We start from the raw sequence: 24,025 nt of genomic DNA, 5'->3' as shown, positions 1-24,025 counted from the left end.
CGCTCCCGCTGGGCGGTCACTTCGCGGGCACGTACGAGCGCAGGGCGGCGGCGACCTTCTCGACGCCTTCGACCGTGCGGATGCTCGGGTTCATGGCCTGGCCGCTGAGCAGCACGTACCGCTTGTTCCTGACCGCGTCCATCTCCTTGGTGACCGGATTGGACTCCAGGAACTCGATCTTCTTGGCGGCCGTCTCCGCGGTCTGCGACTTGCGCGTGAGGTCGCCGATCACCAGGAAGTCGGGGTCGCGGTCGGCCACCGTCTCCCAGTTGATCTGCGGCCACTCGTCGTGGGTGTCGTCGAAGACGTTCTTCGCGCCGACGGCGTCGGTGATGATGCCGGGGGCGCCGCAGCAGCCGGCCATGTACGGGGAGTCGGAGTTGGCGAACCAGTAGAGCAGGGTGACCTTCCCGGTCTTCGCCGCGTCCAGCCCCGCCGTCGCCTTCGCCATCCGGGCCTCAAGACCGGCGACGACCTTCTCGCCGCGCTCCTCGACGCCGAAGACCTCGGCCAGGTCCCGTACCTCGCCGTAGATGCTCTCCATGGCCAGCGGGGTGGACCGGGCGCCGTCGGTGCCCACGGTCTTGTCGTTCTTGGTGCAGTCGGCGGGCGAGATGTACGTGGGCACCCCGAGCTTCTCGAACTGCTCCCGGGTGGCCACGCCGCCCTTGCCCAGCGTGGACAGGAACGAGGAGGCGACGAAGTCGGGCTCGGTGTCGAGGACCTTCTCGAAGGAGGGGTTGTTCTCCGCGATCCTGGGGACCTCGGCGTTGGCCTTCTCCAGCCCCTTCATCAGCGGGTCGGTCCAGGTGGCGGTCCCGGCCATACGGTCCGCCAGGCCGAGGGAGAGCATGATCTCCGTCGTGCCCTGGTTGAGCGAGACGGCACGGCTGGGCGGCGCGTCGATCCGTACCTGCTGTCCGCAGTTCTCGACGGTACGCGGATACCCGGCCGCCTCGCCCTTGGCGCCCTTCCCCGTGGCCGCCGCTTCGCCCTGTCCCTGACCGCCTCCCCCGCAGGCGGTCAGGGACAGGGCTCCGGCGAGGAGCAGGGCGCTGAGAGCGACGGGACGGAGCGGGCGCGCGATCGGCACGGTGGTTCCTCTGCGTTCGAGGGCCCATGCGCGGAGCCCGTTCGTACGGTGCTCCCCCGCCACCTGAAAGGACGGGGGTGGCCAGCAGGTCTTCGGACTCGGGTTCCCCCGGACGCGACGCCTTCCCGGACGGCTGCCGCCCAGTGGCCGATGCCACGCCCGTCACCCTCACCGCTGCGCGTCAGCTCCGGATTCCCACCGGATTCCCTGACCCACGTACATGGGTTCGACTGGCCTCGGCAAGCTATCACAGCCGAAAAACACCCCCGCCGAGCCTGTTTCCACAGGTGATCCGGGTTGCCGGGCGCCTCCGGCCGCCGCCCGTCGGAGGCGTGGCCGAACGCGGGCCCCTCTGTCGGAGGACCCGGCGTCTCCCCCGGCCGGACTGTGGATGACGGACGTGGGCGCCGGGCCCTGCCGCAAGTTCTCGCCGCCGCAGCCGAGTTGACGGCGCCGCGCCCGCGTCGGCGCTCCAGGGCCGCGCCCGCGCCCGCCCGCGGAACCTGGCGCGCGGTCACTCGCGGCCACACCCGCCCGCGCATACGCGAAGACCCCGGCCTCAGCGTTTCCGCTGGTGACGGGGTCTTTGGGCACCTCATACAAGGTGCCCCCGGCAGGATTCGAACCTGCGCACACGGCTCCGGAGGCCGTTGCTCTATCCCCTGAGCTACGGGGGCGCTTCGCCGTCTTGCCTGGCGACGTGGGAAACCTTACCAGCTTCGACGGGGTGGCCGTGAACAGGTATTTCGGCTCAGGCGGAGGCGCGTTTGGCGCGGGTGGTGGGGGCCTTCTTCGACGTGGTGTTCTTCTTGGCCGCAGCCGTCTTCCCGGTGGACTTGGCGGCGGTCTTGCCCGCCGTGCGCTTGGCGGACGCCGTCTTCTTCGCGGGGGTCTTCTTCGCCGCCGCCTTCTTGGCCGGCCCCCGCTCGCGGTCCGTGAGGTGGGTGACCTCGGCCTCGGCGGATCCGCCGTCCTCGCCACGGGACTTCTGGGCCGCGCGGACGCTGTTCTCCAGGGCGGCCATCAGGTCGATGACCTTGCCGCCCCCGTCGTCCGCCGGAGCGCGGCGCGGGGCCGGTTCGCCTTCGGACTTGGCCGCGATGAGTTCTTCCACGGCCTCGCGGTAGTCGTCGTGCAGGGAATCGAGGTCGACCGAGCCGAGGGTGTCCATCAGGGCGTCGGCCAGGTCGAGTTCGGCGTCGCGCACGGTCACGTCGGTCTCGGGGGCGACGCCCTCGGGGGCGCGGATCTCGTCCGGCCAGAGCAGGCCGTGCATGACGATGACGTCGTCGACCACCCGGAGCATGCCGAGCCGCTCGCGCCCGCGCAGCGCGAACTTGGCGATCGCGACCTTCTCGCCGCGCTTCAGCGCCTCCCGCAGCAGCGTGTACGGCTTGGCCGCGGGCACACCGCTCGCCGAGAGGTAGTACGCCGTGTCCATCTGGAGGGGGTCGATCTCGCTCGCGGGGACGAACGCGACGATCTCGATCGTCTTCGCCGTGGGCAGCGGCAGGGCGGCGAGGTCCTCGTCGGTGATCGGGATCATGACGCCGCCCGCGTCCTCGTACGCCTTGCCGATCTCCGGCGCCGTCACCTCCTCCCCGTCCAGTTCGCAGACCTTGCGGTAGCGGATCCGGCCGCCGTCCTCCTTGTGGATCTGGCGGAAGGAGATCGAGTGGTTCTCGGTGGCGTTGACCAGCTTGATCGGGATGCTGACCAGCCCGAAGGAGATCGCGCCGTTCCATATGGATCGCACGTTCCATCCCTTTCCTCACGTAATCATGGGATTCTCATCGTATGACGCCTATCACAGAGGTGGCGGGGCGAAGCCTGGCGCTCAGCAATCTGGAGAAGGTCCTGTACGCCGCCACCGGCACCACCAAGGGCGAGGTCCTGCACTATTACGCCCGTACGGCGGCCCCTCTGCTGGCCCATCTCGCGGACCGGCCCGTCTCCTTCCTGCGCTACCCCGACGGCCCCGACGGCCAGCGTTTCTTCACCAAGAACCCGCCGCCCGGCACCCCCGGCTGGGTACGGATCGCGGAGGTGCCCAGGAAGTCGGCGGACACCGGCAGACAAGTGGTGGTGGCGGATCTGGCGACGCTGATGTGGGCGGCCAACCTGGTGGTGGAGTTCCACACCCCGCAGTGGCTCGCGGACGCGCCGGGCGTCGCCGACCGGCTGGTCCTCGATCTGGACCCCGGCGCGCCCGCCGATGTCGTCGAGTGCTGTGCGGTGGCCCGCTGGCTGCGCGGGCGGCTGGGCGAGGACGGCCTGAGCGCGTATGTGAAGACGTCGGGCTCGAAGGGGCTGCATGTGCTCGTACCGCTGGTGGGGACGCCGTCCCCGGAGGTCTCCGCGTACGCGAGGGAGCTGGCCGTCGAGGCACAGGAGGCGATGCCGGAGCTGGTCGTGCACCGGATGAAACGGGCGCTGCGACCGGGGAAGGTCTTCGTCGACCACAGCCAGAACGCGGCCGCGAAGACGACGGCGGCGCCCTACACCCTGCGCGCCGGGCCGGAACCGACCGTCTCCACCCCTCTGACCTGGGACGAGATCGAAGGCTGCACGGACGCCCGGCAGCTGGTCTTCGGGCCTGCGGAACTCGCGGACCGGCTGGAACGGTACGGGGACCTCCTCGCCCCGCTCCTCGCCCCCGACCGGGCCGGGCGGCTGCCCTGACGCGTCACCCGCCCGGCGACCGGGAGCGCGAGCGCGGCGCACCCGGCGGCGCGGCGGGGCCCCGGGCGCGGTGGCGGGCCCGGAGGCGGGGCCCCTGGGCACAGGGCGGGCACCGGGGCACGACTGTGCGACTACCACCGGCCATGAAATGCGACTTAATGCAAGTTTCTCACCATAAAGTGACAGAACTGCATAGATCGTTCGGCCCAGGAGCGTCTTGCCCCCTCGCCTCGTCGTAGCCGGAACAGCGCTGGCCGCCACCGCCGCGCTGGCCCTGGCCCTGTCCGCGTGCGCCGGGCAGAGCGGCCTGCTCAGCGCGGGTCCGACGCCGACCGCGATCGGACCGGTACGGCTGTGGCCCGCGCTGCCCCCCATCTCGGCGCCGCCCCTCGACTTCGGGGAGAGCACCCGCGAGCGCGTCCCGGGCGTCACGGTCGCCCACCAGGACATCGGCGCCGTGAGCCCGGTCGCCGTCGTACGGGCGGAGGCCGCCGCCCACCCGGACGACCTCACGGGCGTCGACGGGCTCCCCCGGGAGACCGTCGCGCGGCTGGCCGACTGCGCGGAGGACCGGGAGAACGCGCGGGCCGGGGAGGGGGCGCGACGCGGGAAGGGGTGCCCGGTCCTGCGGGCCTACCACCACGATCTGACGGGGGACGGCCGCGACGAGCTGATCGTCGGGATCGAGCTGCCCTACCAGCAGCTCGCCGTGCGCTGCTACACCGCCGAGAAGGGCGGGCTCATCCGGATCATGTCCACCTCCGACCAGGTCGTGGGCGCCGAACTGGCCGGCCGGGACCTGGTCCTGCGCGTCGTCTCGGCGGGCATCCCCGGGTACGAGTACCGGACGGCCTGGTCCTGGGACGGACACCGGGGGACGATGCTGCCCACCCGGGACGAGATCGTCCCGGCCGCGACTCCCGTGCCCCGGCGCGGGGGCGGTCGGCCGGGGCCGTCCCGGTCGGCAGGACCGGGGGATCGCCCGGCCGGGCCGGGCCAGAGCACGGCACCTTCCGGGCCGGGAGCCCACGCGGCACCACCAGGACCACCAGGACCACCAGGACGGCCCGGGCGGCCCGGACGGCCCGGACCCGGCGGACCGCCCGGACCCGCTGGACCCACAGCCCCCGCAGGACTCGCCACGCCCACAGCCCCCACAGCGCCCACGGATCGGCAGGGCACGGCCCAAGGCCGGCCCAGCGTCGGTGGCCCCCCGCTGAGCCATGTGGGCCACCACGCCCTCCTCGCCGGCTCCGACCACGTGAGCCGCCCATGAGGCCCCGGCCGCGCGTCCGGCTGCCCGCCTGGAGCGCCACCCTCACCTGGAAGGCCGCCGTGTTCATCACGGTGATGTGCTGCGCGCTGGCGGCGCTGCTCGGCGCGCTCGTCCATGTCTCCGTCACCCGTCAGACCGTCAGTTCCGCGCGCGACAAAGCTCTCTCCCGGCTGAACCTGGTCACACAGACGTACGAGGCCGGTGAGCCGCTCCCCCGCTTCGCCGGGCTGGACGCGCCGGGGCTGCCCCGGCCGCTGCGCGCGCTCGCCCTGAAGGGCCGGCGCGGCACGATGGTCGCGGAGTTCGACGGGCACCCCACCATGTGGGCGGCCGGGCCGGCCGACGGCAGGGCGCTCGCCGCCCGGGTCGACTACACACTCAGCCAGAGCACCATCACCAACCTGGACCGGGCGATCCTCGGCTCCTCCGCCCTCGCCATCGGCGCCACGCTCCTCGTCGGCGCCTTCGCCGTCACCCGGGTGACCCGGCGGCTGCACCTGACGGCGCGGGTGGCGCGGCGGATCGGCGCGGGCGATCTCGACGCACGGGTCAACGACCCTCGCGCGAAGGGCCGTTCACGCCAGGACGAGGTGACCACGGTCGCGGTGGCGCTGGACACGATGGCCTCGACGCTCCAGGACAAGCTGCTCAGTGAGCAGCGCTTCACCGCCGATGTCGCCCACGAGCTGCGCACCCCGCTGACCGGGCTCTCGGCCGCCGCCGAACTGCTGCCCGAGGGCCGGCCGACCGAGATGGTGCGGGAACGGGTACGGACCATGCGCACGCTCACCGAGGACCTGCTGGAGATCTCGCGCCTGGACGCCCGTACGGAGCAGGTGGATCTCGCCGTCCACCCGCTCGGGCCGCTGGTCGAGGGGGTGGTGCGGGCCTCGGGCGCGCGGTGCGAGGTACGGATCGTGCGCGACGCCTCGGTGGAGACCGACCGGCGGCGGCTGGAGCGGGTGCTCGGCAACCTCGTCGCCAACGCGGACCGGCACGGCAGGCCGCCGGTGGTGCTGACCGTGGACGGGCCGACCGTGACCGTACGCGATCACGGCGCGGGCTATCCGCCGTATCTGCTGGAGCACGGGCCGCAGCGGTTCCGCACGGAGGGCGGCGCCAAGGGGCACGGGCTGGGGCTGACCATCGCGGTCGGCCAGTCGGCGGTGATCGGGGCCGAGCTGGTGCTCGGCAACGCGCCGGACGGCGGGGCGCTGGCGCGGCTGACGCTGCCCGAGTACGCGTCCGGTCGCGGTGGCGCGCGGGACCCGGCCGGGCCGGGGGACCACCCGCCGTAAAAAATGCGGACCTTGGACACCCGACCTAGCGTGAACCCGCGAGGTCGGCCCACCGCACGGCCGTCGTCCCGCACCGCAGGTCCCAGACACACAGACACACAAACACACAGGCACTCAGGCACACAGGCAACCCAGGACACACCAAGGACACAGGAGTCCCCATGCACGTGCGTTCCCTCGGCCGCACCGCCGCCACCCTCGCCGTCACCACCCTCGCGGCGACGGCTCTCGGCCTCACCGCCGTCGCCCCCGCGAACGCCGCCCCCGCGAACGCCGCACCCGCCACGTCCGTCCGGGCGGCGGCGCCCGGCGAGTACCTGGGCGAGGTCACGGCCAGGACCGGACTGCTGCTCCACGACAAGCCGTACCGCAGCGCCCGGATCGTCGGCTCGGTCGAGTACGGCCAGATCGTCCACATCTTCTGCCGGGTCCAGGCCGACGACGTCGAGGGCAACAGCAACTGGTACCTCCTCGCGGACGGCCGCTGGGCCTGGGCGTCGGCCAAGTACATCCGCAGCATCGGCGCGGTCCCGCACCTCTGCTGACCGCGCTCCTCCCCACCCGCACCAGCACCCCGCGCCCGCCGGGGCGGCATGCCTTACGCGCCCACGCGACCGGAAAGCCCGCATAGCCGGGCATAAGGCATGCCGCCTTGCTACGTTGCCGGACATGACCGCAACGACGGCGGACGCTCCCCCGCCCGCGCCACGCCTGCGCAAGCGTCGCGGCGTCGAACTCTCGCTCCTCGTCTGCGCCGTCCTCATCTCCGTCTTCGGCTACATCAGCGTCGGTCTCGGCGCGAACCACGCCCTGCCGCCCGACGCGGCCGCGTACGGCGCTGGCCTCGGGGCGCTGGCCCTCCTCGCGCATCTCGCGGTCCGGCTGCGCGCCCCCTACGCGGATCCGCTCCTGCTGCCCATCGCGCTCCTGCTCAACGGCCTTGGCCTGGTGCTCATCTACCGGCTCGACCTGGCGACCCCGGGCGACCGGGCCGCGCCCACCCAGCTGATCTGGTCGACGCTGGGGGCCGCGCTGTTCATCGCCGCCGTCGTCTTCCTGCGCGACCACCGGGTCCTCCAGCGCTACGCCTACCTCTCGGTGGCCACCGCGCTGGTCCTGCTGATCGTGCCGATCTTCTTCCCCGCCGTGAACGGCGCGAAGATCTGGATCAGGGTCGGTGGATTCTCCATCCAGCCGGGCGAGTTCGCCAAGGTGCTGCTCGCGGTCTTCTTCGCGGCCTATCTCGCCGCCAACCGCAACGCGCTGGCGCACACCGGCCGCAGGATCTGGCGGCTGCAACTGCCCACGGGGCGGGTGCTCGGCCCGCTCGTGGCCATCTGGGCGCTCAGTGTCGTCGTCCTCGTGCTCGAACGCGACCTGGGCACCTCGCTGCTCTTCTTCGGACTCTTCGTGATCATGCTGTACGTCGCGACCGGCCGCACCGGGTGGATCGCGGTCGGGCTGCTGCTCGCGGCCGTCGGGGCGTTCGCCGTCGGCTCGCTCGAACCGCATGTGCACAGCAGGGTCGAGGACTGGCTCGACCCGTTCGCCTCCATCGAGGCGGGGCGCGGGCCCGGTCAGCTCGCCCAGTCCCTCTTCGCGTTCGCGGCCGGCGGGATGCTCGGCACCGGTCTGGGCCTCGGCCGGTCGATCCTGATCGGCTTCGCCGCCAAGTCGGACTTCATCCTGGCGACAGCGGGCGAGGAGCTGGGGCTGGTCGGGCTGACCGCGATCTTCATGCTGTACGCGCTGCTCGTCGCGCGCGGCTTCCGTACCGGGCTCTCCCTGCGCGATCCGTTCGGCCGGCTGCTGGCGATCGGCCTCTCCTCGATCCTCGGCCTCCAGGTCTTCGTCATCGCGGGCGGGGTGATGGGGCTGATCCCGCTCACCGGCATGGCGATGCCCTTCCTGGCGCAGGGCGGCTCGTCCGTCGTCACCAACTGGGTGATGGTGGCGCTGCTCATCCGGCTCAGCGATTCGGCGCGCAGACCGTGCCCGCAGGAGGACGCGCGATGACCCGATACATCCGGCGGACCGCCGTCTTCTTCCTGCTCCTGCTGGCCGCCCTGCTGGTCAACTCGGCCCGGATCCAGGTGCTCGACGCGGACTCGCTCGACCACAACCAGGGCAACCGCCGCGACACCGTGGCCCGTTACGCGCGACCGCGCGGCCCGATCCTGGTGGACGGCGAGCCGGTCACCGGCTCCCGGGACACCGGACAGCCGCTGCGCTACGAGCGCACGTACCGGCACGGCCCGCTGTACGCGCCGGTCACCGGCTACGCCTCCCAGACGTACGGCACGACGCTGCTGGAGTACGCCGAGGACCCCGTCCTGTCCGGTACGGACCCGCTGCTCGCCCCGTTCCCCTTCTGGAACGACCTCACCCGCGGCCGCAGCCCCGGCGGCAAGGTCGCCACCACCATCAGGGCGTCGGCGCAGCGCGCCGGATACGAGGGGCTCGCGGGGCGGCGCGGCGCGGTCGTGGCGATCGAGCCGTTCAGCGGCCGGATCCTGGCTCTGGTGAGCAGTCCGTCGTACGACCCGGAACTGATCTCGGGTACGGGTACGGCGGTCACCGACGCGTGGACCGGGCTGAACGACGAGGCCGCGCAGCCGATGCTCAACCGGGCGATCCGGCAGACGTATCCGCCCGGCTCGGCCTTCAAGATCGTGACGGCGGCGGCGGCGCTGGACGCCGGGACGGTCACCGATGTCGACGCCCCGACCGGCATCCCGGAGCCGTACGTCCTGCCCGGGACCGGCACCACCCTGCCCAACGAGGCGGAGGGGTGCGACGAGGCGTCGCTGGAGTACGCGATCAGATGGTCCTGCAACACGGTGCTGGCCGGGCTCGGGGTGGAGACCGGGCTCTCCGCGATGGTGAAGTCGGCGGAGAGGTTCGGCTTCAACGACTCCGGGATCAGGATCCCGTCCGGAGTGGCGGCCTCGAACTTCGACACGAAGATGAGCGACGACCAGCTGGCGCTGTCCTCGATCGGGCAGTTCGACACCCGGGCCACCCCGCTCCAGATGGCGATGGTCGCCTCGGCCGTCGCCAACGGCGGGGAGCTGAAGTACCCCTTCCTGGTGGACCGCACGCTCGCCTCGGACGGCGACACACTGACCCGCACCGGGGAGCGGACCTACCGGCGGGCGATGAACCCGCTGACCGCGAACCGGCTGCGGCGGATGATGATCGACGTCGTCGAGAACGGCACGGGTGCCAACGCGGCGATCGACGGCGCGACGGTGGGTGGCAAGACGGGGACGGCGCAGCACGGGGTGAGCAACTCCGGTACGCCGTACGCCTGGTTCATCGCCTGGGCGCAGGCGGGCGACTCGGGCCGGCCCGCCGTGGCGGTGGCGGTGGTCGTGGAGGACGCGGAGGCGGACCGGGCGGACATCAGCGGCGGCGGCGACGCGGCGCCGATCGCGCGGGCGGTGATGGAGGCGGCGCTGGACGGCTGATGCGGGCGGGGGGGTGTACGGGGACGGGGGCGGAGGGGTGTACGGGGGCGGGGGTACGGGGGGGCGGGGGTACGGGGGTACGGGGGTACGGGCACGGTCGTGGGCGCGGACACAGTGGTGTGCGGCCGGGCGCGGGCACGGCCGCCGGGGCGTGGTCGGCCGGTTCCCGGGTCGCCTACCCCAGCGGCTCGCGGCGGGCGCGCCATATCGCCGGGACACCGCCCAGCCCGGTGCGGGCCGCGACGATGCCCCCCGTGATGGCGCAGGTGGTGTCGGTGTCGCCCCCGCCCTCCGCCGTGGCCCAGAGCGCCGCCGCGAGGTCGTCGCGGTGCCTGGCCGCCGTCCACACCGCGAAGGGGACGGTGTCGTCGGCGCGGATGCGGCTTCCGCTGCCGAGGAGTTCGGCGGCGGCTCGGGGCTCGGTGGTGAAGGGGAGTTCCGCGGCGCGTGCCAGACCGTCCCGTACCGGCCCCTCCGGGGTGGCCTCGGCGACCGCCGCGACGGTCAGCGCGGACCGTACGGACAGGGCGGCGGCCGTCGCGACCGCGACCGCGCCCGCGACGGCCTGCGGGTGGGCGTGGGTCACCTCGGCCGAGCGCGCGGCCTGTTCGGCGACGAGGCCGAGGTCGGCGGCGAACCGGGCCCCGAGGGGCGCGACCCGCATGGCGGCGCCGTTGCCGAGGCTGCCCTCGCCGTCGAACAGCCCACCGGCGAGGGTGCGCCAGCTCTCCGGTTCCCCGAGGAGCGCGGGCAGCAGCAGGTGCATGCCGTATCCGTAGCCACGGCCCGGATCGGCCTCGAAGGTGAGGGCGAAGGCGAGCGCCAGCCGGTCCTGATCGATGGCGCCGCACTCGTCGAGGACCCGGTGGACCGCGAGGGCCATGGCGGTGTCGTCCGTCCAGGGCCACTCACCCTCCGGCGGGGTCTTCCTGGCTCTGATCTCGGCGTACGCGCGCTCGGGCGTACGGAAAAGGGGGAACCAGCGTTCGCCGAAGGCGTCGCCCAGCGCGAGCCCTTCGAGGCTGCGCAGGGCGGCGGCGCGGTCGGCCGGATGGCCACCGTGGCGGTGGCCGTGGCCGGAGGCGCTGTGGGGGTCCGGGTTTCGGGCGGTCATACCGGCCATCGTGTCGCGTACCGACGTCTCCGTGCCGCACCATTCCCTCGCATATCCAGTGTAGGGGTGCGGAAGGGCCGATTCCGTCCTCCTGGTGGACGATTTCCCGCCGTGCGGGGGCAGTTACCTTGTCTTCCATGCCAACTCCCCTCTCCTTTCCCTCACTTCTTCATGCCCGCGACCACGGCGGCGACGGCCCGCCGCTCGTCCTCCTGCACGGTGCGGGCCGCTCGCTCGCCGACTGGGACGCGGTGGCGCCTCTCCTCACGCGCCGGCACCGGGTGCTCGCGGTCGACCTGCCGGGCCACGGGGGCTCCGAACACGCCGAGGGGCCCTGGTCGTTCGATACCACCGTCGCCGCGATCGAGCGGCTGCTCGTCGCGTACGGCGTGCCGGAGGCCGTCCCCGTGGGTCACTCCCTGGGCGGCCTGGTCGCGCTGCGGTACGCGGCCCGGCACGGCATCGGCAGTGAGCAGTCCGGAGGCAGTGAGCGGTCCGGGGACGGCGAGCGGTCCGGGGACAGCGAGCGGTCCGGGGACAGCGGCGGCTGCGGCGGCTCCGGCGTGTCCCCGGGCGCGGTCGATCTGGACGGCTACTGGTGGGGCCGGCCCGAGCAGTACCCGGAGCAGGACCGGGAGACGGTGACCGCCGGCCTCGCCCGGGTCGGGGAGATGGTCCGGGCCGCCGCCGGGCAGGTCGCCGAAGCCGACCACATCGCACAACAGGCTGCTTACGCGGTCCTGTTCGGCATTCCGTACGCCCGCGCGGAGGCCGCGGCGCGCGGTGCGGTCCGGGAGCTGCCCGACGGCCGCTTCCAGACCCTGCCCGTACGCCAACGGGCGCTGGAGATGTACGCGGCGATGGACGACCTGGACCTGATGGCGCTGATACGGAGCGTGCCGTGTCCGGTCCTGTGCGTACGGGGCCGCCGGGCGCAGCCGCCGACGCCGGGCCTGGAGTGGTTCGAGGAGCTGACCGACGCCCACGCGAAGATGCTGGACCGGGGGCTGGCGGCGGCGCGGGCCGAGCGGGACTCGCTGACCGTCGAGGACATCGACGCCACCCACGCGATGCTGCTGGAGGAGCCCGAGGAGGTCGCCGCGCTGGTGCTCGCCTTCACGCGCACCCTGTGACGGCGGTATCCGCGAGGGCTGTTGGACAAGGAGTCAACAACTGTCGCTGCGGGGATTGACGTCCCTACTGACGCGCAGTCTCATAGGGAGTGACCGCCGGTAACCCAGCCATGAGGTGCACTCGTCCATGACGCCGCCGCTCCCGCCTCCAGCCACATCGCCGACACCTGTCACCCCCGACGACATACAGCTGCTCCGCGACGCGCTCGGTCCGCTCCGGGACCGTGAGCAGGTCGCCGCCCGGCTGCTCGAATCCTCCGCCAAGCACTCGTTCGACCCGGACACGGAACTCGACTGGGACGCGCCCTTCGAGGACGGGAAGTGGTTCTGGCCGCCGGAGCTGGTCTCGCTCTACGACACCCCGCTCTGGGAGAGGATGTCCGAGGAACAGCGGATGGACCTGGCCAGGCACGAGGCCGCGTCACTCGCCTCGCTCGGCATCTGGTTCGAGATCATCCTGATGCAGCTGCTGGTGCGGCACATCTACGACAAGCCGGTGACCAGCAATCACGTCCGTTACGCGCTCACGGAGATAGCGGACGAGTGTCGGCACTCGATGATGTTCGCCCGGCTGATCCAGCGGGGCGGCACATCCTCGTACCCGGTGCCGAGTCGCTACCACAACCTCGCACGCGTCCTGAAGACCGTCTCGACCACTCCGGGCTCCTTCGCCGCGACTCTCCTCGGCGAGGAGATCCTCGACTGGATGCAGCGGCTCACCTTCCCCGACGAGCGCGTCCAGCCGCTCGTGCGCGGTGTGACCCGTATCCACGTCATCGAGGAGTCACGCCATGTCCGGTACGCACGGGAGGAGTTGCGGCGCCAGATGGTCACCGCGCCGCGCTGGGAGCGGGAGTTCACCCGGCTCAGCTCCGGCCAGGCGGCGAAGGTCTTCTCCGTCTGCTTCGTCAACCCGCAGGTGTACGAGGACATCGGCCTCGACCGTCGCGAAGCCGTCGCGCAGGTACAGGCCAGCGGGCACCGGCGAGAGGTGATGCAGTCGGGCGCGAAGCGGCTGACGGACTTCCTGGACGACATCGGCGTGCTCCAGGGCGCCGGGCGCCGGCTCTGGCGGGCTTCGGGGCTGCTCGCCTGACGAGGTGGGCGGGGCGCCTCGCCCCGCCGCCCGGGGCCCGGCGGCCTCCCGCCGCCCGGGCTACGCCGCGTTCAGGTGGGCCGCGTGCCGGTAGTCGGCGGGCGGTACGCCGTAGGCGGCGCGGAAGGCACGGCTGAACGCGGCCGGGTGGCCGAAGCCCCAGCGGGCGGCGATGCCGTGGACAGGCACGGTCCGCAGCGCGGGGTCGGCCAGGTCGTGGCGCGCGCGTTCCAGGCGCTGGTGCCGGATGGTGGCGGAGACAAGGGAAGGCACGTGTCCGCCTTCCACTGGCAGAAGTCCTCATACAGCGGCGACGGAAACGGCTGCGTCCACCTCGCCGCCGCCGATGACGGCACCATCAAGCTCGTCGAGAGCGACGACCCCAACCTCATCGTCACCACCACCCCCGCCAAACTCCACGCCTTCATCCAAGGCGTCAAAGCCGGAGAGTTCGACCACTTCGTCGCCTAAGCGTGGCGGTACGTGGACAGCGTCCGGGCGTCCGCCCCGATCACCGCGAGCGGAGGGGGCACGGAACTCTGCCCGGTGGGTGGTGCGCACACTTTGCATGGGGTGGCCCGGCCCCGGTTCGGCGGCTGACGGTCTGCTGCTAGCCGGGATTCATGCCCCGCTGGTCGCCATCCGCACCACTCTGCGGGTCAGTACCGAGAGGTAGGCGTGGTGGACGGGGCCGTTGATGGCGGGTGGGGGCCGCCCCTCTCGGTGTGAGTTTCGCACCTCCGGACCGGGTGTAAAGGGCGCTCCTTCGTCGCGTCGGCTGCGCCGATTACGCTGCGCTCCACCCTTGACACCCGCCCCTGCGGCGCAAGTGCGGGTACTCGGGAGGGGCGGCCCGGGGGAAGGGTTCCCAGGGACGCAAGGATCGCTGCGCGGGCCGGTCCCTGGCCGCCGGGTCGGCTTGCCCTGCGGGGCGCGCGACAGTGGTGTGGGGCGGCCCGGCCCCGGTTCGGCGGCTGACCATCCGCCGCTGGCTGGGATTCATGCCCCGCTGGTCACTGAGGCGGGGTGGGTGGGGTTACTGGGGTTGGCGTGACTCCAGTGGGCATCCGCCGAGGGGTCGTGTGTGGTGCGGTGCGTTCTTCGCACTCCAGGACGCAAGAGCTGAGTGAGAGGGGCTTCAACCACCCCCCATACATGGACATATGGGGCATTTTGGCAGGAGTGTGGGCCTTGATTCTTCGGCATCGACGCTATGGCCACTCGGCCTCCTCGTCATGGCTCTCATGTCGCACTCGACAGCCCGAGCCCCCTGGCCGGGCCGCCAGGACTCCCCTGGGCGCCGGGACCCCGGGACGGCAGTGACCAGCGGGGCATGATTCCCCGCACACACCCGGTCGACGGACGCTTGACGAAACGCGCCACCACCCCACACCACTGTCGCGCGCCCCGCAGGGCGGGCCGACCCGGCGGCCAGGGACCGGCCCGCGCAGCGATCCTTGCGTCCCTGGGAACCCTTCCCCCGGGCCGCCCCTCCCGAGTACCCGCACTTGCGCCGCAGGGGCGGGTGTCAAGGGTGGAGCGCAGCGTAATCGGCGCAGCCGACGCGACGAAGGAGCGCCCTTTACACCCGGTCCGGAGGCGCGAAACTCACACCGAGAGGGGCGGCCCCCACCCGCCATCAACGGCCCCGTCCACCACGCCTACCTCTCGGTACTGACCCGCAGCCCCTGGAACTCCTCGGACAGGCCGCCCGGACCAGGACATGGCCGCTCGCAGTGTCATGGTGGGCTCACCGGCGAGCCCACCGAAACGCCACACCCGCGTACCCCGGCCATCCGCACCCCCTCCCGAACTGCGCGAGACTGTGACGCGTGAGAAGCGAAGACACACCTTTTGTCGGCGGGCCGCTGGACGGGCGCGTGCTGCCCGTGCTGACCGGGCCCACCGGGCATCCGCCCAAGTGGTACGAGGTGCCCGTGCCGGACGCGGACGGCGGGCCGCCGACCGTGTTCGCGTACCGGCGCGTGCCCGCCGGGTTCAGCAAGCGGCTCGGGATCCAGCGCGGCTGGAAGTACGAGTACGCGCCCGAGGGGCGGGTACGGGAGCCGCTGAGGTGGCCGTGGTCGAAGCCGAATCGCCCGGAGGAGTGACACCGCTGGGCCAGTCCGCCCATTAGTGCGTTATTCAGACGGGCGATCACCTTCCGCCGCCGCATCATCCCGTAGGGCTGGAACCGCCAGTCCGCGACACGGAGGTGATGGCATGTCAGGCACAGTGCTGCGGGCCGTCTGCACCAGGGCGGCGGTGCTGACCGCCGCGGTTGTCCTCGCCGGGGTGCCGCTCGCTCCGTACGCCACGGCGGAGCCCGCCCCACCCGAGACCGCCACCGCGCCGGCCGCCGAACCCGAACCCGGCGTCGCACCCGCGCCCGCCTCCGAGCCGGAGATCGCGACCGCAGCCACCAGCGTCTCCTCCCTCCTCTCCCGCCTCCAGCTCCTCTACCAGCAGACCGAGGAAGCCACCGAGACGTACAACGCCACCGCCGTCGACCTGGCCCGGCAGCGCGCCGAGACCAAGAAGCTGACCGCCGGCCTCGACCGGGCACGCAAAGCCCTCACCCTCAGCCGCGGCGACGCCGGGGAGCTGGCGCGCGCCCAGTACCGGGGACAGTCGGAACTCTCCGGCTATCTAAGGCTGTTGCTCGCCCGCGACCCGCTGAGCGCCATGGACGAGAGCTATCTGCTGGAGCGCGTGGCACGCGACCGGGCGGCCGCGCTGACCCGGCTGACGGGCGGCGAGAAGCGCGCCGCCGCCCTGACCGAAGCCGCCCGCGCCGCGCTCGACCAGCAGCAGGCCCTGGCCACCAAGCAGAAGAAGCAGCGCGACATGGTCACCTCCCGGCTCCGGGAGGTCGAGAAGCTGCTCGCCTCCCTCAGCGGTGCGCAGATCGCGGCGGTGACCGCGCTGGAGCGGGACGGTACGGACAGGGCCCAGCGCGAACTGATCGAGTCCGGCGCCCTCGGCCCGACCGGTACGGCGGGCGCACCCGGCGCCGCGGGCGCACCCGGCGCACCCGCGACCGGGGTGCGGAGCGCCGTTCCCTCGGCCGCCGGTTCCACCGCCCTCGCCTACGCCGTCGCGCAGATCGGCAAGCCGTACGAGTGGGGCGCCGTGGGCCCCGGCTCCTTCGACTGCTCGGGGCTCACCTCGCGCGCGTGGGCGAGCGCCGGCCGCACCATCCCGCGTACCAGCCAGGAACAGTGGAGCGAACTCCCCCGGGTCTCGCTGCGCGAGCTGCGCCCCGGCGATCTGGTCGTCTACTTCCCCAAGGCCACCCATGTCGCGATCTACCTCGGCGACGGCCTGGTGGTCCAGGCGCCCCGGCCGGGCAGCCAGGTCAAGGTCTCCCCCATCGCGGCCAACCCGCTGCTGGGTGCCGTACGGCCGGACCCGGAGGCCGCCGCGCTGGACCCGGCCGCGTACGAGCCGCCCGAGCTGCCCCGGGGCGCGAGCGACGGCTCGGACGCAGGCAACGACGAGGAGGGCTGACGAGGGCGGGGACGGCGGGTCGGCCGGCGGGTCGGCCGGCCGGTCAGGCGATCAGGTGCTCAGGCCGTCGCCGCCACGTCCGCCAGATAGGCCGCCGTCCGTTCCGGTTCGAAGAAGTAGTTCCCGAAGTCGCCCGGATTGTCGAAGCCGTTGGCGATCCGGTCGGCGACCGGCTGGAGCTTCTCCGCCGCGCCGAGCAGGCCGAGGATGTGCGGGGGCGGCGTGGGCGCGAGCATCGCGTTCGTCCATCTGGTGGCGTGCTGCGCCGTGTGCCAGTAGCGGTCGAATGCCGAGCGCATCCACGTCTCGTCGAAGGGCCGGTCGCCGTGGTCGAGGATGGCGGTGAGATACGCGGCGGCGCACTTGGCGGCCGAGTTGGAGCCCTGCCCGGTGACCGGGTCGTTGGCGACGACGACATCCGCGACACCGAGGGCCAGCCCGCCGCCCGGCAGCCGCCCGACCGGGTCGCGCACCGTCGGCGTGTACCGCCCGGACAGGGTGGCGCCCGCGTCCGTCAGCTCGACCTTCGTGGCGCGGGCGTACTCCCAGGGCGTGAAGCGCTCCATCAGTTCCAGCGTGAGCGAGAGATGCTCGTCGGGGTCCCGGACGCCCCGGAAGACATCGAGGGGGCCGCCGGGCACGCCCTCCCAGAAGAGGATGTCCGCGCGGCCGGAGGTGGTGAGGACCGGCATCACGAACAGCTCGCCCACGCCCGGCACCAGATTGCAGCGGATCGCGTCGAAGTGCGGGTGCTCCGGGCGCGGGGCCAGGCCGTACACGTACGCGACGGCGAGGGAACGCCGCGGGGTGTCGTACGGGGAGCGCGTGGCGTCGCGGGCGAACATCTCGACCAGTTCGCCCTTGCCCGCCGAGACCAGGACCAGGTCGTAGGTGCGGGAGAAGTAGTCCAGGTCGGAGACCGCCGTGCCGTGGATCACCAGCCGGCCGCCGCGCTGCGCGAACGTGTCCATCCAGCCGGCCATCTTGACGCGCTGGTCCACGGACTGGGCGTAGCCGTCCAGCCTGCCCACCCAGTCGACGGCACGGGTCGAGTCGGGCGCGGCGACGGAGATGCCCACGCCCTCTATGCGCGGCGCCTGGGACTCCCAGAAGCCCAGCTTGAGGTCGCGCTCGTGCTGGAGCGCGGTGCGGAACATGCACTGCGTGGACATCACCCGCCCGGACCGGATCTCGTCCGCCGTGCGGTTCGCCATCAGGGTGACCCCGTACCCGTGCGACTGGAGCCCCAGGGCGAGCTGGAGCCCGGACTGGCCGGCTCCGACGATGAGTATCTTCCGCATGGGCGGGGCTCTCCGTTTGCGTACGTGGTACGGCCCGGGGCCGGCCCGCCCGGGGCCGGCCCGTTCTACTCGGGGGTGACGTCGAGGGCGTGCCGCACGAGCGTGAGCAGCGAGTCGACGGCCTTGATCTTCTGCCGGGCGTCCATGATCAGCACCGGGATCTCCGGCGGGATCGTCAGGGCGTCCCGTACGTCCTCCGGGCCGAACGCGGGGGTGCCCTCGAAGTGGTTGACGGCGACCACGTACGGCAGTCCGCAGCTCTCGAAGTAGTCGAGTGCGGGGAAGCAGTCCGGCAGCCGGCGGGTGTCCACCAGGACGACCGCCCCGATCGCGCCGCGCACCAGGTCGTCCCACATGAACCAGAAGCGCTGCTGGCCGGGGGTGCCGAAGATGTACAGCACGAGGTCGTCGTCGAGCGTGATCCGGCCGTAGTCCATCGCGACGGTCGTGGTGACCTTGTCGGGGGTCGCGCTCAGGTCGTCGGTGCCCTCGCTCGCCTCGGTCATCATGGCCTCGGTCTGGAGCGGCGGGATCTCGGAGACGGCCCCGACGAAGGTCGTCTTGCCGACGCCGAAGCCGCCCGCGACCACGATCTTGGTGGCGATGGGCGCCCGCGTGCGGTCCATCTGCCAGGGCTTCAGCTCCTCTTCGGGCTCGGCCGGGGGCCATGTCCCGGCCGGGCGACCTGCCCCGGCCGGGGGGTGGCCGGTCGCGGCCCGGACGGCCGTCACCGGCGCTTCGGTGACGTCAGAGACGGCGGAGTCCACTCAGCACCCTTTCCAACAGTGCGTGGTCGGGCTGGCCGGTGCCGTGCCCGGTCCCGTACACACGGATCTTTCCCTGGTCGGCCAGGTCGCTGAGCAGCACCCGGACCACACCCAGTGGCATCTTGAGCAGCGCCGAGACCTCGGCGACGGTACGCATGCGGCGGCACAGCTCGACGATGGCCCGCATCTCCGGCATGCCGCGCGGCGCGGTTCCCCCGTCCGTCAGCTCCCTGGGCTGCTCACCGGCTTCGAGGGCGGCGACGAACGTCTCGACCAGCAGGACGTGCCCGGAGCGGGTACGGCCGCCGGTGAGCGAGTACGGCCGGACCCGGGCGGGTCTGCGGTCCGCGCCCCGTAGGGGGAGCCTGCGGGCCGGCTCGACGGCCGGCGTCACCGCGGGCTCTCCATCGAGGTGCGCAACTCGTCGCGCAGTTCGGGGGTGAGCAGATGTCCGGCGCGGCCGACGAAGAGGGCCATGTGGTAGGCGACCACGCTCATGTCACAGTCCGCCGTGGCGTGCACGCCGAGGAGCGAGCCGTCGCTGATCGACATGACGAAGACGCTGCCGTCGTCCATGGCGACCATGGTCTGCTTGACCGCGCCGCCGTCGATCAGCTTGGACGCGCCGCGGGCGAGGCTGCCGATGCCCGAGACGATGGCCGCGAGGTCGGCGCCCGCACCGCGCGGGCCTTCCCTGGGGGCGGTGGCGGGCTCGGCGGCCTCGGCGTTCCGCTCCGGGTCGGAGGAGAGCAGCAGGAGTCCGTCCGACGAGACGACGGCCACCGCGTGGACTCCTGGCACCTCCTCGACGAGGTTGCTCAACAGCCAGTGCAGGTTACGGGCTTCGCTGCTCAGTCCGAATGTGCCGGTCGCAGTCAACTGCGTGCCTCCTCCACTGTGTCCCCCGTCTCTCCGGTCTCCGGTTCCGACCGGCGCGGGGGTGCCGTCCGCCCCGGAGGGTCGGTGTTCTCCCGCTGCTCGCCTTCCCGCTGATCGCGCTGATCGCGCGGGTCCGGGGCAGCGGTTCCGTCCTGCTTTGCGTGTCTGTCGCGTGCTCCGCCTCTGCCGTGCTCGTCGCGTCTGCTGTCTTCGTCGCGTCTGTCGTGCTCGTCGCGTACGTCGCCCGCTTCGTGTTCCTCGCGTACGGCGTGTTCCTCGCGCTCGGTCAGCTCGGCCTCGACATCGCGGCGGCCCTCGATGGCTCCCTGGTGGAAGCCGCCGAGCCGGCGGCGCAGGGCTTCCGCGTCGACGCTGCCGGTGCGCCCGGTGGGCGCCTCGGTGGGCTTGAGGATTCTGGGGGTGCGCTTGGGAAGACCCTTGTCGGTGACGCGTTCCCCGGCGGGGGACTCGGCGGCTTCGGCGGGCTCGGCGGGCTCGGCCGCCGGCGCGGGCCGGGCCGCCGCGAGCGGCTCAGCGGGGTCGGGGGACGCGGCGGGGCTCACGGCCTCGGCCGTCCCGGCGGGCTCGGCGGGGAGCCGCATCACGAAGGTGTCCTGGTCGGTGCCGGTGGTCTCCGGCGCTCCGTCGTCGGCCCGGTCGTGCCGGTCCGGCTCGGCCCCGGCGGGCCCGGCCGCCGGGGCCGGCGCCGCCTCCGCCCGCGCGGCTTCCGCCTCGGTCTCGGCCTTGAGGATCGCGGCCTCGGCGGCGACCACCATCGGGTCGACGTCCGGACGTCCGGGCAGCGCGTTGGAGTTGGCCTCCGCCGCCGACCCCGGCAGGGTGATGGCGGGCGCGGCCCCCGCCGGCCGGGTCTGGTGCGGTACGGCGGGCGGTGTGGCCGTGGGGAGCAGCGCGGACGGCAGGACGACGACGGCCGCCACCCCGCCCTGCTGGTGTTCCCGCAGCTCGACCTCCACGCCGTGGCGCGCGGCGAGCAGCGCGGCGACCCGCAGCCCGAGCCCCTCGCCGTCCACGGCACCGGGACCGGCGGCGCCGCCCGTACCGGCGCCGTACGCCCGCGCCCCGGCGTCGCGCGGCAGCTTGTCGTACGTCTCGGCGCCCTCCGGTTCGGCGAGCCGCGCGTTGAGCTGGGCGAGCCGCTCGGCGGACATGCCGATGCCCTGGTCCTGTACGGAGAGCACCACCTCGCCGCTCTCCAGCGTCCAGCCGGAGAGCTGCACCTCGGCGTCCGGCGGCGAGAACGCCGTGGCGTTCTCCAGCAGCTCGGCGACGAGATGGCTGAGGTCGTCGGCGGCGAAGCCCGCCACCTGGGCGTGGGCGGGCAGGGACTGGATGGTGACCCGCTCGTACCGCTCGATCTCGCTGACCGCCGCGCGCAGCACGTCCACCAGCGGCACGGGGCCGGTGGAGCCGTGGCCGTGCTCGTGGCCGGCGAGCACCAGCAGGTTCTCGCTGTGCCGGCGCATCACCGTGGCCAGGTGGTCGAGCTTGAAGAGGGTGGCGAGCCGCTCCGGGTCCTGCTCGCGGTCCTCCAGACCTTCGATGACGCCGAGCTGACGCTCCACGAGACCGAGGTTGCGCAGGGAGAGGTTGACGAAGGTGTGGTGGACGGTGTGCCGCAGCCGCTGGAGCTGGGCGGCGAGTTCGCCCGTGCGTTCCTGGAGTTCGGCGCGCTGGGAGGCGACCTTCTCGCGTGCGCCGATCAGGTCGGTGCGGTCGCCGGACAGTTCCTCGGCGCGGGAGGAGAGGTCGAGCAACTGGCCGTGCAGCTGGTTGACGGAGCGTACGACCTGGGCGAATTCGTCGTTGCGGCCGGTGAAGCGGAGCGGCTCCTCGGTCGCGGGGGCCGTGGCGATCCTGGCGGCGCCGATGCGTACGACGGCGAGCGGCCGGGTGAGCGTCCGGGCGACGGCGGTGGAGACGCCGACGGCGATCACCAGGCAGCCGCCGAGCAGGGCGAGGCTCAGTTCGAGGGCGGTGACCTCGTCGTCGCGCAGCTTCTCCAGGCGCTCGACCTGGCTGGAGCCGAGGCCGGACTGGACGCCGCGCATCTGGTCGATCCGGGAGGAGAGCGCGGACTCGACTTTCTCCGGGTCGGCCTCGCGGTCGGAGTCGGACAGCTCGGGCCGGTCGGTGAGCCGGGTCAGATACGCCTCGGCGGTCTTGACCTCGGGGCCGGTGACGGTCGCGGTGAGGGACTCGCGGGCGGCGGCGTTCGCGCTCTGGTCGAAGTCGGCGAGGGCCGCGAGTTCGCGGACCCGGGACTTCTGGGCCTCGGCGCTGAGTTCGTCGCGGAGCTGCTCGTACTTCTTGCTGTCGGCGTCGGCCCCCGACTCGACGGGCAGGCCCGTGATCGGGTCGTACGCCGGCCCCGCGTCGCTGGGCTTCGGTACGGCGAGCGCGGCGAGCAGCAGGCCCCGGGTGGCGGACGCCTGCTCGACGGCGCGGCCGAGCGCCGCGGGCGCGCGGGTGCTGTCGGCGGCCTCGGCCGGGGTCCGCTCGGCGAGCTGGTCGGCGAGGGCCTGGAGCTTGGCGATGACCTCGGAGTACGCGCGGTACGCCTCCAGCGCTGAGCCCTTGCCGGTGAGGGCGGTACGGCGGATGGAGGGGACGGTGGCGAGGTCGCGCAGCAGACCGGCGGAGGCGGTGGAACCGGCGCGGATCTCCTCGATCTGCCGGTCCACGCGGGCGCTGCGGGTCTTGGTGATCTCGTACCTGCCCTTGCCGCCCTTCCCTCCGCCGCCGCCTGCGGAGCCCTCGTCGGCGGGCTGCTCGTCGCGGCCCGCAGCGATGTGGACGACGACCTCGTCGCGCTCGTCCGCGAGGGACTGGGAGAGGGTGATCGCCTGCTGGTCGAGTGCGGCGAGGTTGGCCAGGTTCTGGGCGTCGTTGAGGTCCTCGGAGGCGCGCAGGATCGCGGGGGATCCGGCCGCGACGACGGTGACGCCGACCAGGGCGACTCCCAGGACGAGCCGGTTGCGTACCCGGGCCCGGCGTCCTCTGCCTTCCTCGGGGGGCGTCGTGCCCTTGTCGGGGCGGGCCGTGCCTTCCCCTGGCACGACGGCGCCGCCGGAGCCGGCCGGCGTCTTCACCGCTTCACCGGCCTCACCCGGGGATCCGCTCTGTGTGCCGCCATTGCCCCGAGGCCGCTTCTTCTGCACCGGTGCTCACATTCTTGACTCGTCCGCCCATGAAGCAGAGGTGACAACCGGTCACTAACGAGAGAACCCCCACCCCTGGTACGGCGTTCGACCATTCCAGCGCTTCCTGGAGAGAGGCGCACATCGGCCGTCCCGCCACTTGAACGAGTGAACATCACGAAGGAGTTGACGAACAACTCTTCCCTCATGGCCCGGAGCTTGAACATGGCGTGCCAGGTGGACCTTCGGGTCGGCCTTTGGGAAGATGCCCGCCCGCAGCTCCCGGGCGCCGTGGACGGCCGTTCGCGCACGGTTGCGCTCCGGCCGTCCCCCGGCGGGATTCTGACCGAATGACAGCGGTTGACCTGGGCGTACGGCAGGATGACACGGTATGGAGGCTCGGTGAAGGAGCCATGTCGACGGTTGGCCGTTCGGGCACACTGAGCCCTATGCGCATCGAACTCACCACCGTCCCCGGCAGCCCTTCCCGCCCCAATGAGGACTGGACCTCCGTGGCCGTCCCCGCAGGCGGCACGGGCGGAGTTCTGGTGGCCCTGGACGGGGTGACCCCGCCGGCGGGTGACGACGGATGTGCGCACGGTGTGCCCTGGTTCACGACGAGACTGGGCGGGGCGCTCGCGGAACTGTCCGGTTCACGACGGGATATGACTCTGGCCGATGTCCTGGCGGTGTCGATCTCGCGGACGGCGGACGCCCATCGCGACACATGTGACCTTTCTCACGTACGCACACCCCAGGCCACGGTCGTCCTGGCGCGCTGGGACGCGGACGAGGTGGAGCATCTGGTGCTCTCCGACTCCACGCTGCTGCTGGAGTCCCCCGAAGGGGAGGTACGGGCGGTCCTCGACGACCGGCTCGACCGCGTCCCGCGCGAGGTGCTGCGCTCGGTCGCCGCGACGGACGCGCTGCGCAACGCGAAGGGCGGCTTCTTCACCGCGGCGGCGGACCCGTCCGTCGCCGCGCGGGCCGTGACGGGCCGCACGCCCACCGCGCGGGTCCGCTCCCTGCTGGCCATGACGGACGGCGCGACCCGCTGGGTGGAGGTCTTCCGGGAGGGCGGCTGGGCCGACTGCCCGGCGCTGGTACGGAAGAACGGCGCGCGGGAGCTGATCGACCGGGTGCGGGCGGCGGAGTCGGCTGATCCGGACGGCGTGGCCTTCCCCCGGGGGAAGGCCAGGGACGACGCGACGGTGACCTACGTGGAGCTGTGAGGCCGTACGGGGA

The 24,025-nt window shown here is 72.7% G+C and carries 21 protein-coding genes, 1 tRNA gene and 1 riboswitch; of the genes, 12 read left to right on the top strand and 10 right to left on the bottom strand.

Features of this window, described 5'->3' with window-relative positions:
* Positions 1-16: 16 nt before the first annotated feature.
* From ACFY6S_RS24535 to ACFY6S_RS24525, 3 genes are all read right to left on the bottom strand, one after another.
* Positions 17-1,093, bottom strand: coding sequence for an ABC transporter substrate-binding protein (locus ACFY6S_RS24535; protein WP_388815026.1), 1,077 nt, complete (start codon positions 1,091-1,093; stop codon positions 17-19).
* A gap of 65 nt (positions 1,094-1,158) precedes the next feature.
* Positions 1,159-1,343, bottom strand: a riboswitch (cobalamin riboswitch).
* A 355-nt stretch (positions 1,344-1,698) separates the two neighbouring features.
* Positions 1,699-1,770 (bottom strand) — tRNA-Arg (locus ACFY6S_RS24530).
* 74 nt (positions 1,771-1,844) lie between these two features.
* Positions 1,845-2,849: a Ku protein gene (locus ACFY6S_RS24525; protein ID WP_388815028.1), complete on the bottom strand. Its 1,005-nt coding sequence runs from the start codon at positions 2,847-2,849 to the stop codon at positions 1,845-1,847.
* 41 nt (positions 2,850-2,890) lie between these two features.
* On the opposite strand from ACFY6S_RS24525, the gene ligD reads away from it, so the two are divergent.
* The 6 genes from ligD (at position 2,891) to ACFY6S_RS24495 (ending at position 9,819) form a co-directional block, all read left to right on the top strand.
* The gene (gene ligD / locus ACFY6S_RS24520; protein ID WP_388815030.1) at positions 2,891-3,775 is read left to right on the top strand and encodes a non-homologous end-joining DNA ligase; all 885 of its coding nucleotides are present in this window, start codon (positions 2,891-2,893) and stop codon (positions 3,773-3,775) included.
* 217 nt (positions 3,776-3,992) lie between these two features.
* Positions 3,993-5,051, top strand: coding sequence for a hypothetical protein (locus ACFY6S_RS24515; RefSeq protein ID WP_388815032.1), 1,059 nt, complete (start codon positions 3,993-3,995; stop codon positions 5,049-5,051).
* Positions 5,048-6,349 carry a histidine kinase dimerization/phospho-acceptor domain-containing protein gene (locus ACFY6S_RS24510; protein WP_388815033.1) on the top strand — a complete coding sequence of 434 codons (1,302 nt, stop codon included), beginning with the start codon at positions 5,048-5,050 and terminating at the stop codon, positions 6,347-6,349. Before ACFY6S_RS24515 ends, ACFY6S_RS24510 begins: the two co-directional genes overlap by 4 nt.
* Before the next feature lie 161 nt (positions 6,350-6,510).
* Positions 6,511-6,894, top strand: a complete 384-nt coding sequence (locus tag ACFY6S_RS24505; protein WP_388815035.1) for an SH3 domain-containing protein — start codon at positions 6,511-6,513, stop codon at positions 6,892-6,894.
* Between the two features lie 124 nt (positions 6,895-7,018).
* On the top strand, positions 7,019-8,365 hold the full coding sequence (locus ACFY6S_RS24500) for an FtsW/RodA/SpoVE family cell cycle protein (RefSeq protein ID WP_388815037.1): 1,347 nt from the start codon (positions 7,019-7,021) through the stop codon (positions 8,363-8,365).
* Positions 8,362-9,819: a penicillin-binding transpeptidase domain-containing protein gene (locus ACFY6S_RS24495; protein WP_388815039.1), complete on the top strand. Its 1,458-nt coding sequence runs from the start codon at positions 8,362-8,364 to the stop codon at positions 9,817-9,819. The genes ACFY6S_RS24500 and ACFY6S_RS24495 overlap by 4 nt, the downstream gene beginning before the upstream one ends.
* A 175-nt stretch (positions 9,820-9,994) precedes the next feature.
* On the opposite strand, the gene ACFY6S_RS24490 is transcribed toward ACFY6S_RS24495, so the two are convergent.
* A complete protein-coding gene (locus ACFY6S_RS24490; protein ID WP_388815041.1) occupies positions 9,995-10,933 on the bottom strand; it encodes an ADP-ribosylglycohydrolase family protein in 939 nt (312 codons plus the stop codon).
* Positions 10,934-11,070: 137 nt separating this feature from the next.
* On the opposite strand from ACFY6S_RS24490, the gene ACFY6S_RS24485 reads away from it, so the two are divergent.
* Positions 11,071-12,066 (top strand): alpha/beta fold hydrolase, encoded by a 996-nt coding sequence (locus tag ACFY6S_RS24485; RefSeq protein ID WP_388815043.1) that lies wholly within the window; start codon positions 11,071-11,073, stop codon positions 12,064-12,066.
* Between the two features lie 127 nt (positions 12,067-12,193).
* Positions 12,194-13,162, top strand: a complete 969-nt coding sequence (locus ACFY6S_RS24480; RefSeq protein WP_388815045.1) for a diiron oxygenase — start codon at positions 12,194-12,196, stop codon at positions 13,160-13,162.
* A gap of 60 nt (positions 13,163-13,222) precedes the next feature.
* Here the strand turns inward: ACFY6S_RS24480 and ACFY6S_RS24475 are convergent, their stop codons facing one another.
* Entirely contained in the window at positions 13,223-13,435 is a 213-nt protein-coding gene (locus ACFY6S_RS24475) for a helix-turn-helix domain-containing protein (protein ID WP_388815047.1), read from the bottom strand.
* Between ACFY6S_RS24475 and ACFY6S_RS24470 the strand changes: the two genes are divergently transcribed.
* The 3 genes from ACFY6S_RS24470 (at position 13,436) to ACFY6S_RS24460 (ending at position 16,672) form a co-directional block, all read left to right on the top strand.
* Positions 13,436-13,633 (top strand): DUF397 domain-containing protein, encoded by a 198-nt coding sequence (locus ACFY6S_RS24470; protein WP_388815049.1) that lies wholly within the window; start codon positions 13,436-13,438, stop codon positions 13,631-13,633.
* Between the two features lie 1,361 nt (positions 13,634-14,994).
* Positions 14,995-15,273, top strand: coding sequence for a hypothetical protein (locus ACFY6S_RS24465; RefSeq protein WP_388815051.1), 279 nt, complete (start codon positions 14,995-14,997; stop codon positions 15,271-15,273).
* A gap of 112 nt (positions 15,274-15,385) precedes the next feature.
* Positions 15,386-16,672, top strand: coding sequence for an NlpC/P60 family protein (locus ACFY6S_RS24460; protein ID WP_388815053.1), 1,287 nt, complete (start codon positions 15,386-15,388; stop codon positions 16,670-16,672).
* A 59-nt stretch (positions 16,673-16,731) separates the two neighbouring features.
* On the opposite strand, the gene ACFY6S_RS24455 is transcribed toward ACFY6S_RS24460, so the two are convergent.
* From ACFY6S_RS24455 to ACFY6S_RS24435, 5 genes are all read right to left on the bottom strand, one after another.
* Complete coding sequence (locus ACFY6S_RS24455; RefSeq protein WP_388815055.1) at positions 16,732-17,973, bottom strand: styrene monooxygenase/indole monooxygenase family protein; 1,242 nt, start codon at positions 17,971-17,973, stop codon at positions 16,732-16,734.
* A gap of 65 nt (positions 17,974-18,038) precedes the next feature.
* Complete coding sequence (locus ACFY6S_RS24450) at positions 18,039-18,740, bottom strand: ATP/GTP-binding protein (RefSeq protein WP_388815057.1); 702 nt, start codon at positions 18,738-18,740, stop codon at positions 18,039-18,041.
* Positions 18,721-19,134 (bottom strand): DUF742 domain-containing protein, encoded by a 414-nt coding sequence (locus ACFY6S_RS24445; protein ID WP_388815059.1) that lies wholly within the window; start codon positions 19,132-19,134, stop codon positions 18,721-18,723. The genes ACFY6S_RS24450 and ACFY6S_RS24445 overlap by 20 nt, the downstream gene beginning before the upstream one ends.
* Positions 19,131-19,619 carry a roadblock/LC7 domain-containing protein gene (locus tag ACFY6S_RS24440; protein ID WP_388815061.1) on the bottom strand — a complete coding sequence of 163 codons (489 nt, stop codon included), beginning with the start codon at positions 19,617-19,619 and terminating at the stop codon, positions 19,131-19,133. Before ACFY6S_RS24440 ends, ACFY6S_RS24445 begins: the two co-directional genes overlap by 4 nt.
* Positions 19,616-22,801, bottom strand: a complete 3,186-nt coding sequence (locus ACFY6S_RS24435) for a nitrate- and nitrite sensing domain-containing protein (RefSeq protein WP_388815063.1) — start codon at positions 22,799-22,801, stop codon at positions 19,616-19,618. The genes ACFY6S_RS24440 and ACFY6S_RS24435 overlap by 4 nt, the downstream gene beginning before the upstream one ends.
* A gap of 428 nt (positions 22,802-23,229) precedes the next feature.
* On the opposite strand from ACFY6S_RS24435, the gene ACFY6S_RS24430 reads away from it, so the two are divergent.
* Positions 23,230-24,012 (top strand): protein phosphatase 2C domain-containing protein, encoded by a 783-nt coding sequence (locus ACFY6S_RS24430; protein ID WP_388815065.1) that lies wholly within the window; start codon positions 23,230-23,232, stop codon positions 24,010-24,012.
* The last annotated feature ends 13 nt before the right edge of the window (positions 24,013-24,025 follow it).

The organism is Streptomyces sp. NPDC012835 (assembly GCF_042900885.1).
GTDB lineage: Bacteria > Actinomycetota > Actinomycetes > Streptomycetales > Streptomycetaceae > Streptomyces.
Note: the sequence above shows the minus strand (reverse complement) of the source record. Positions and strands in the feature narration are given on the sequence as shown.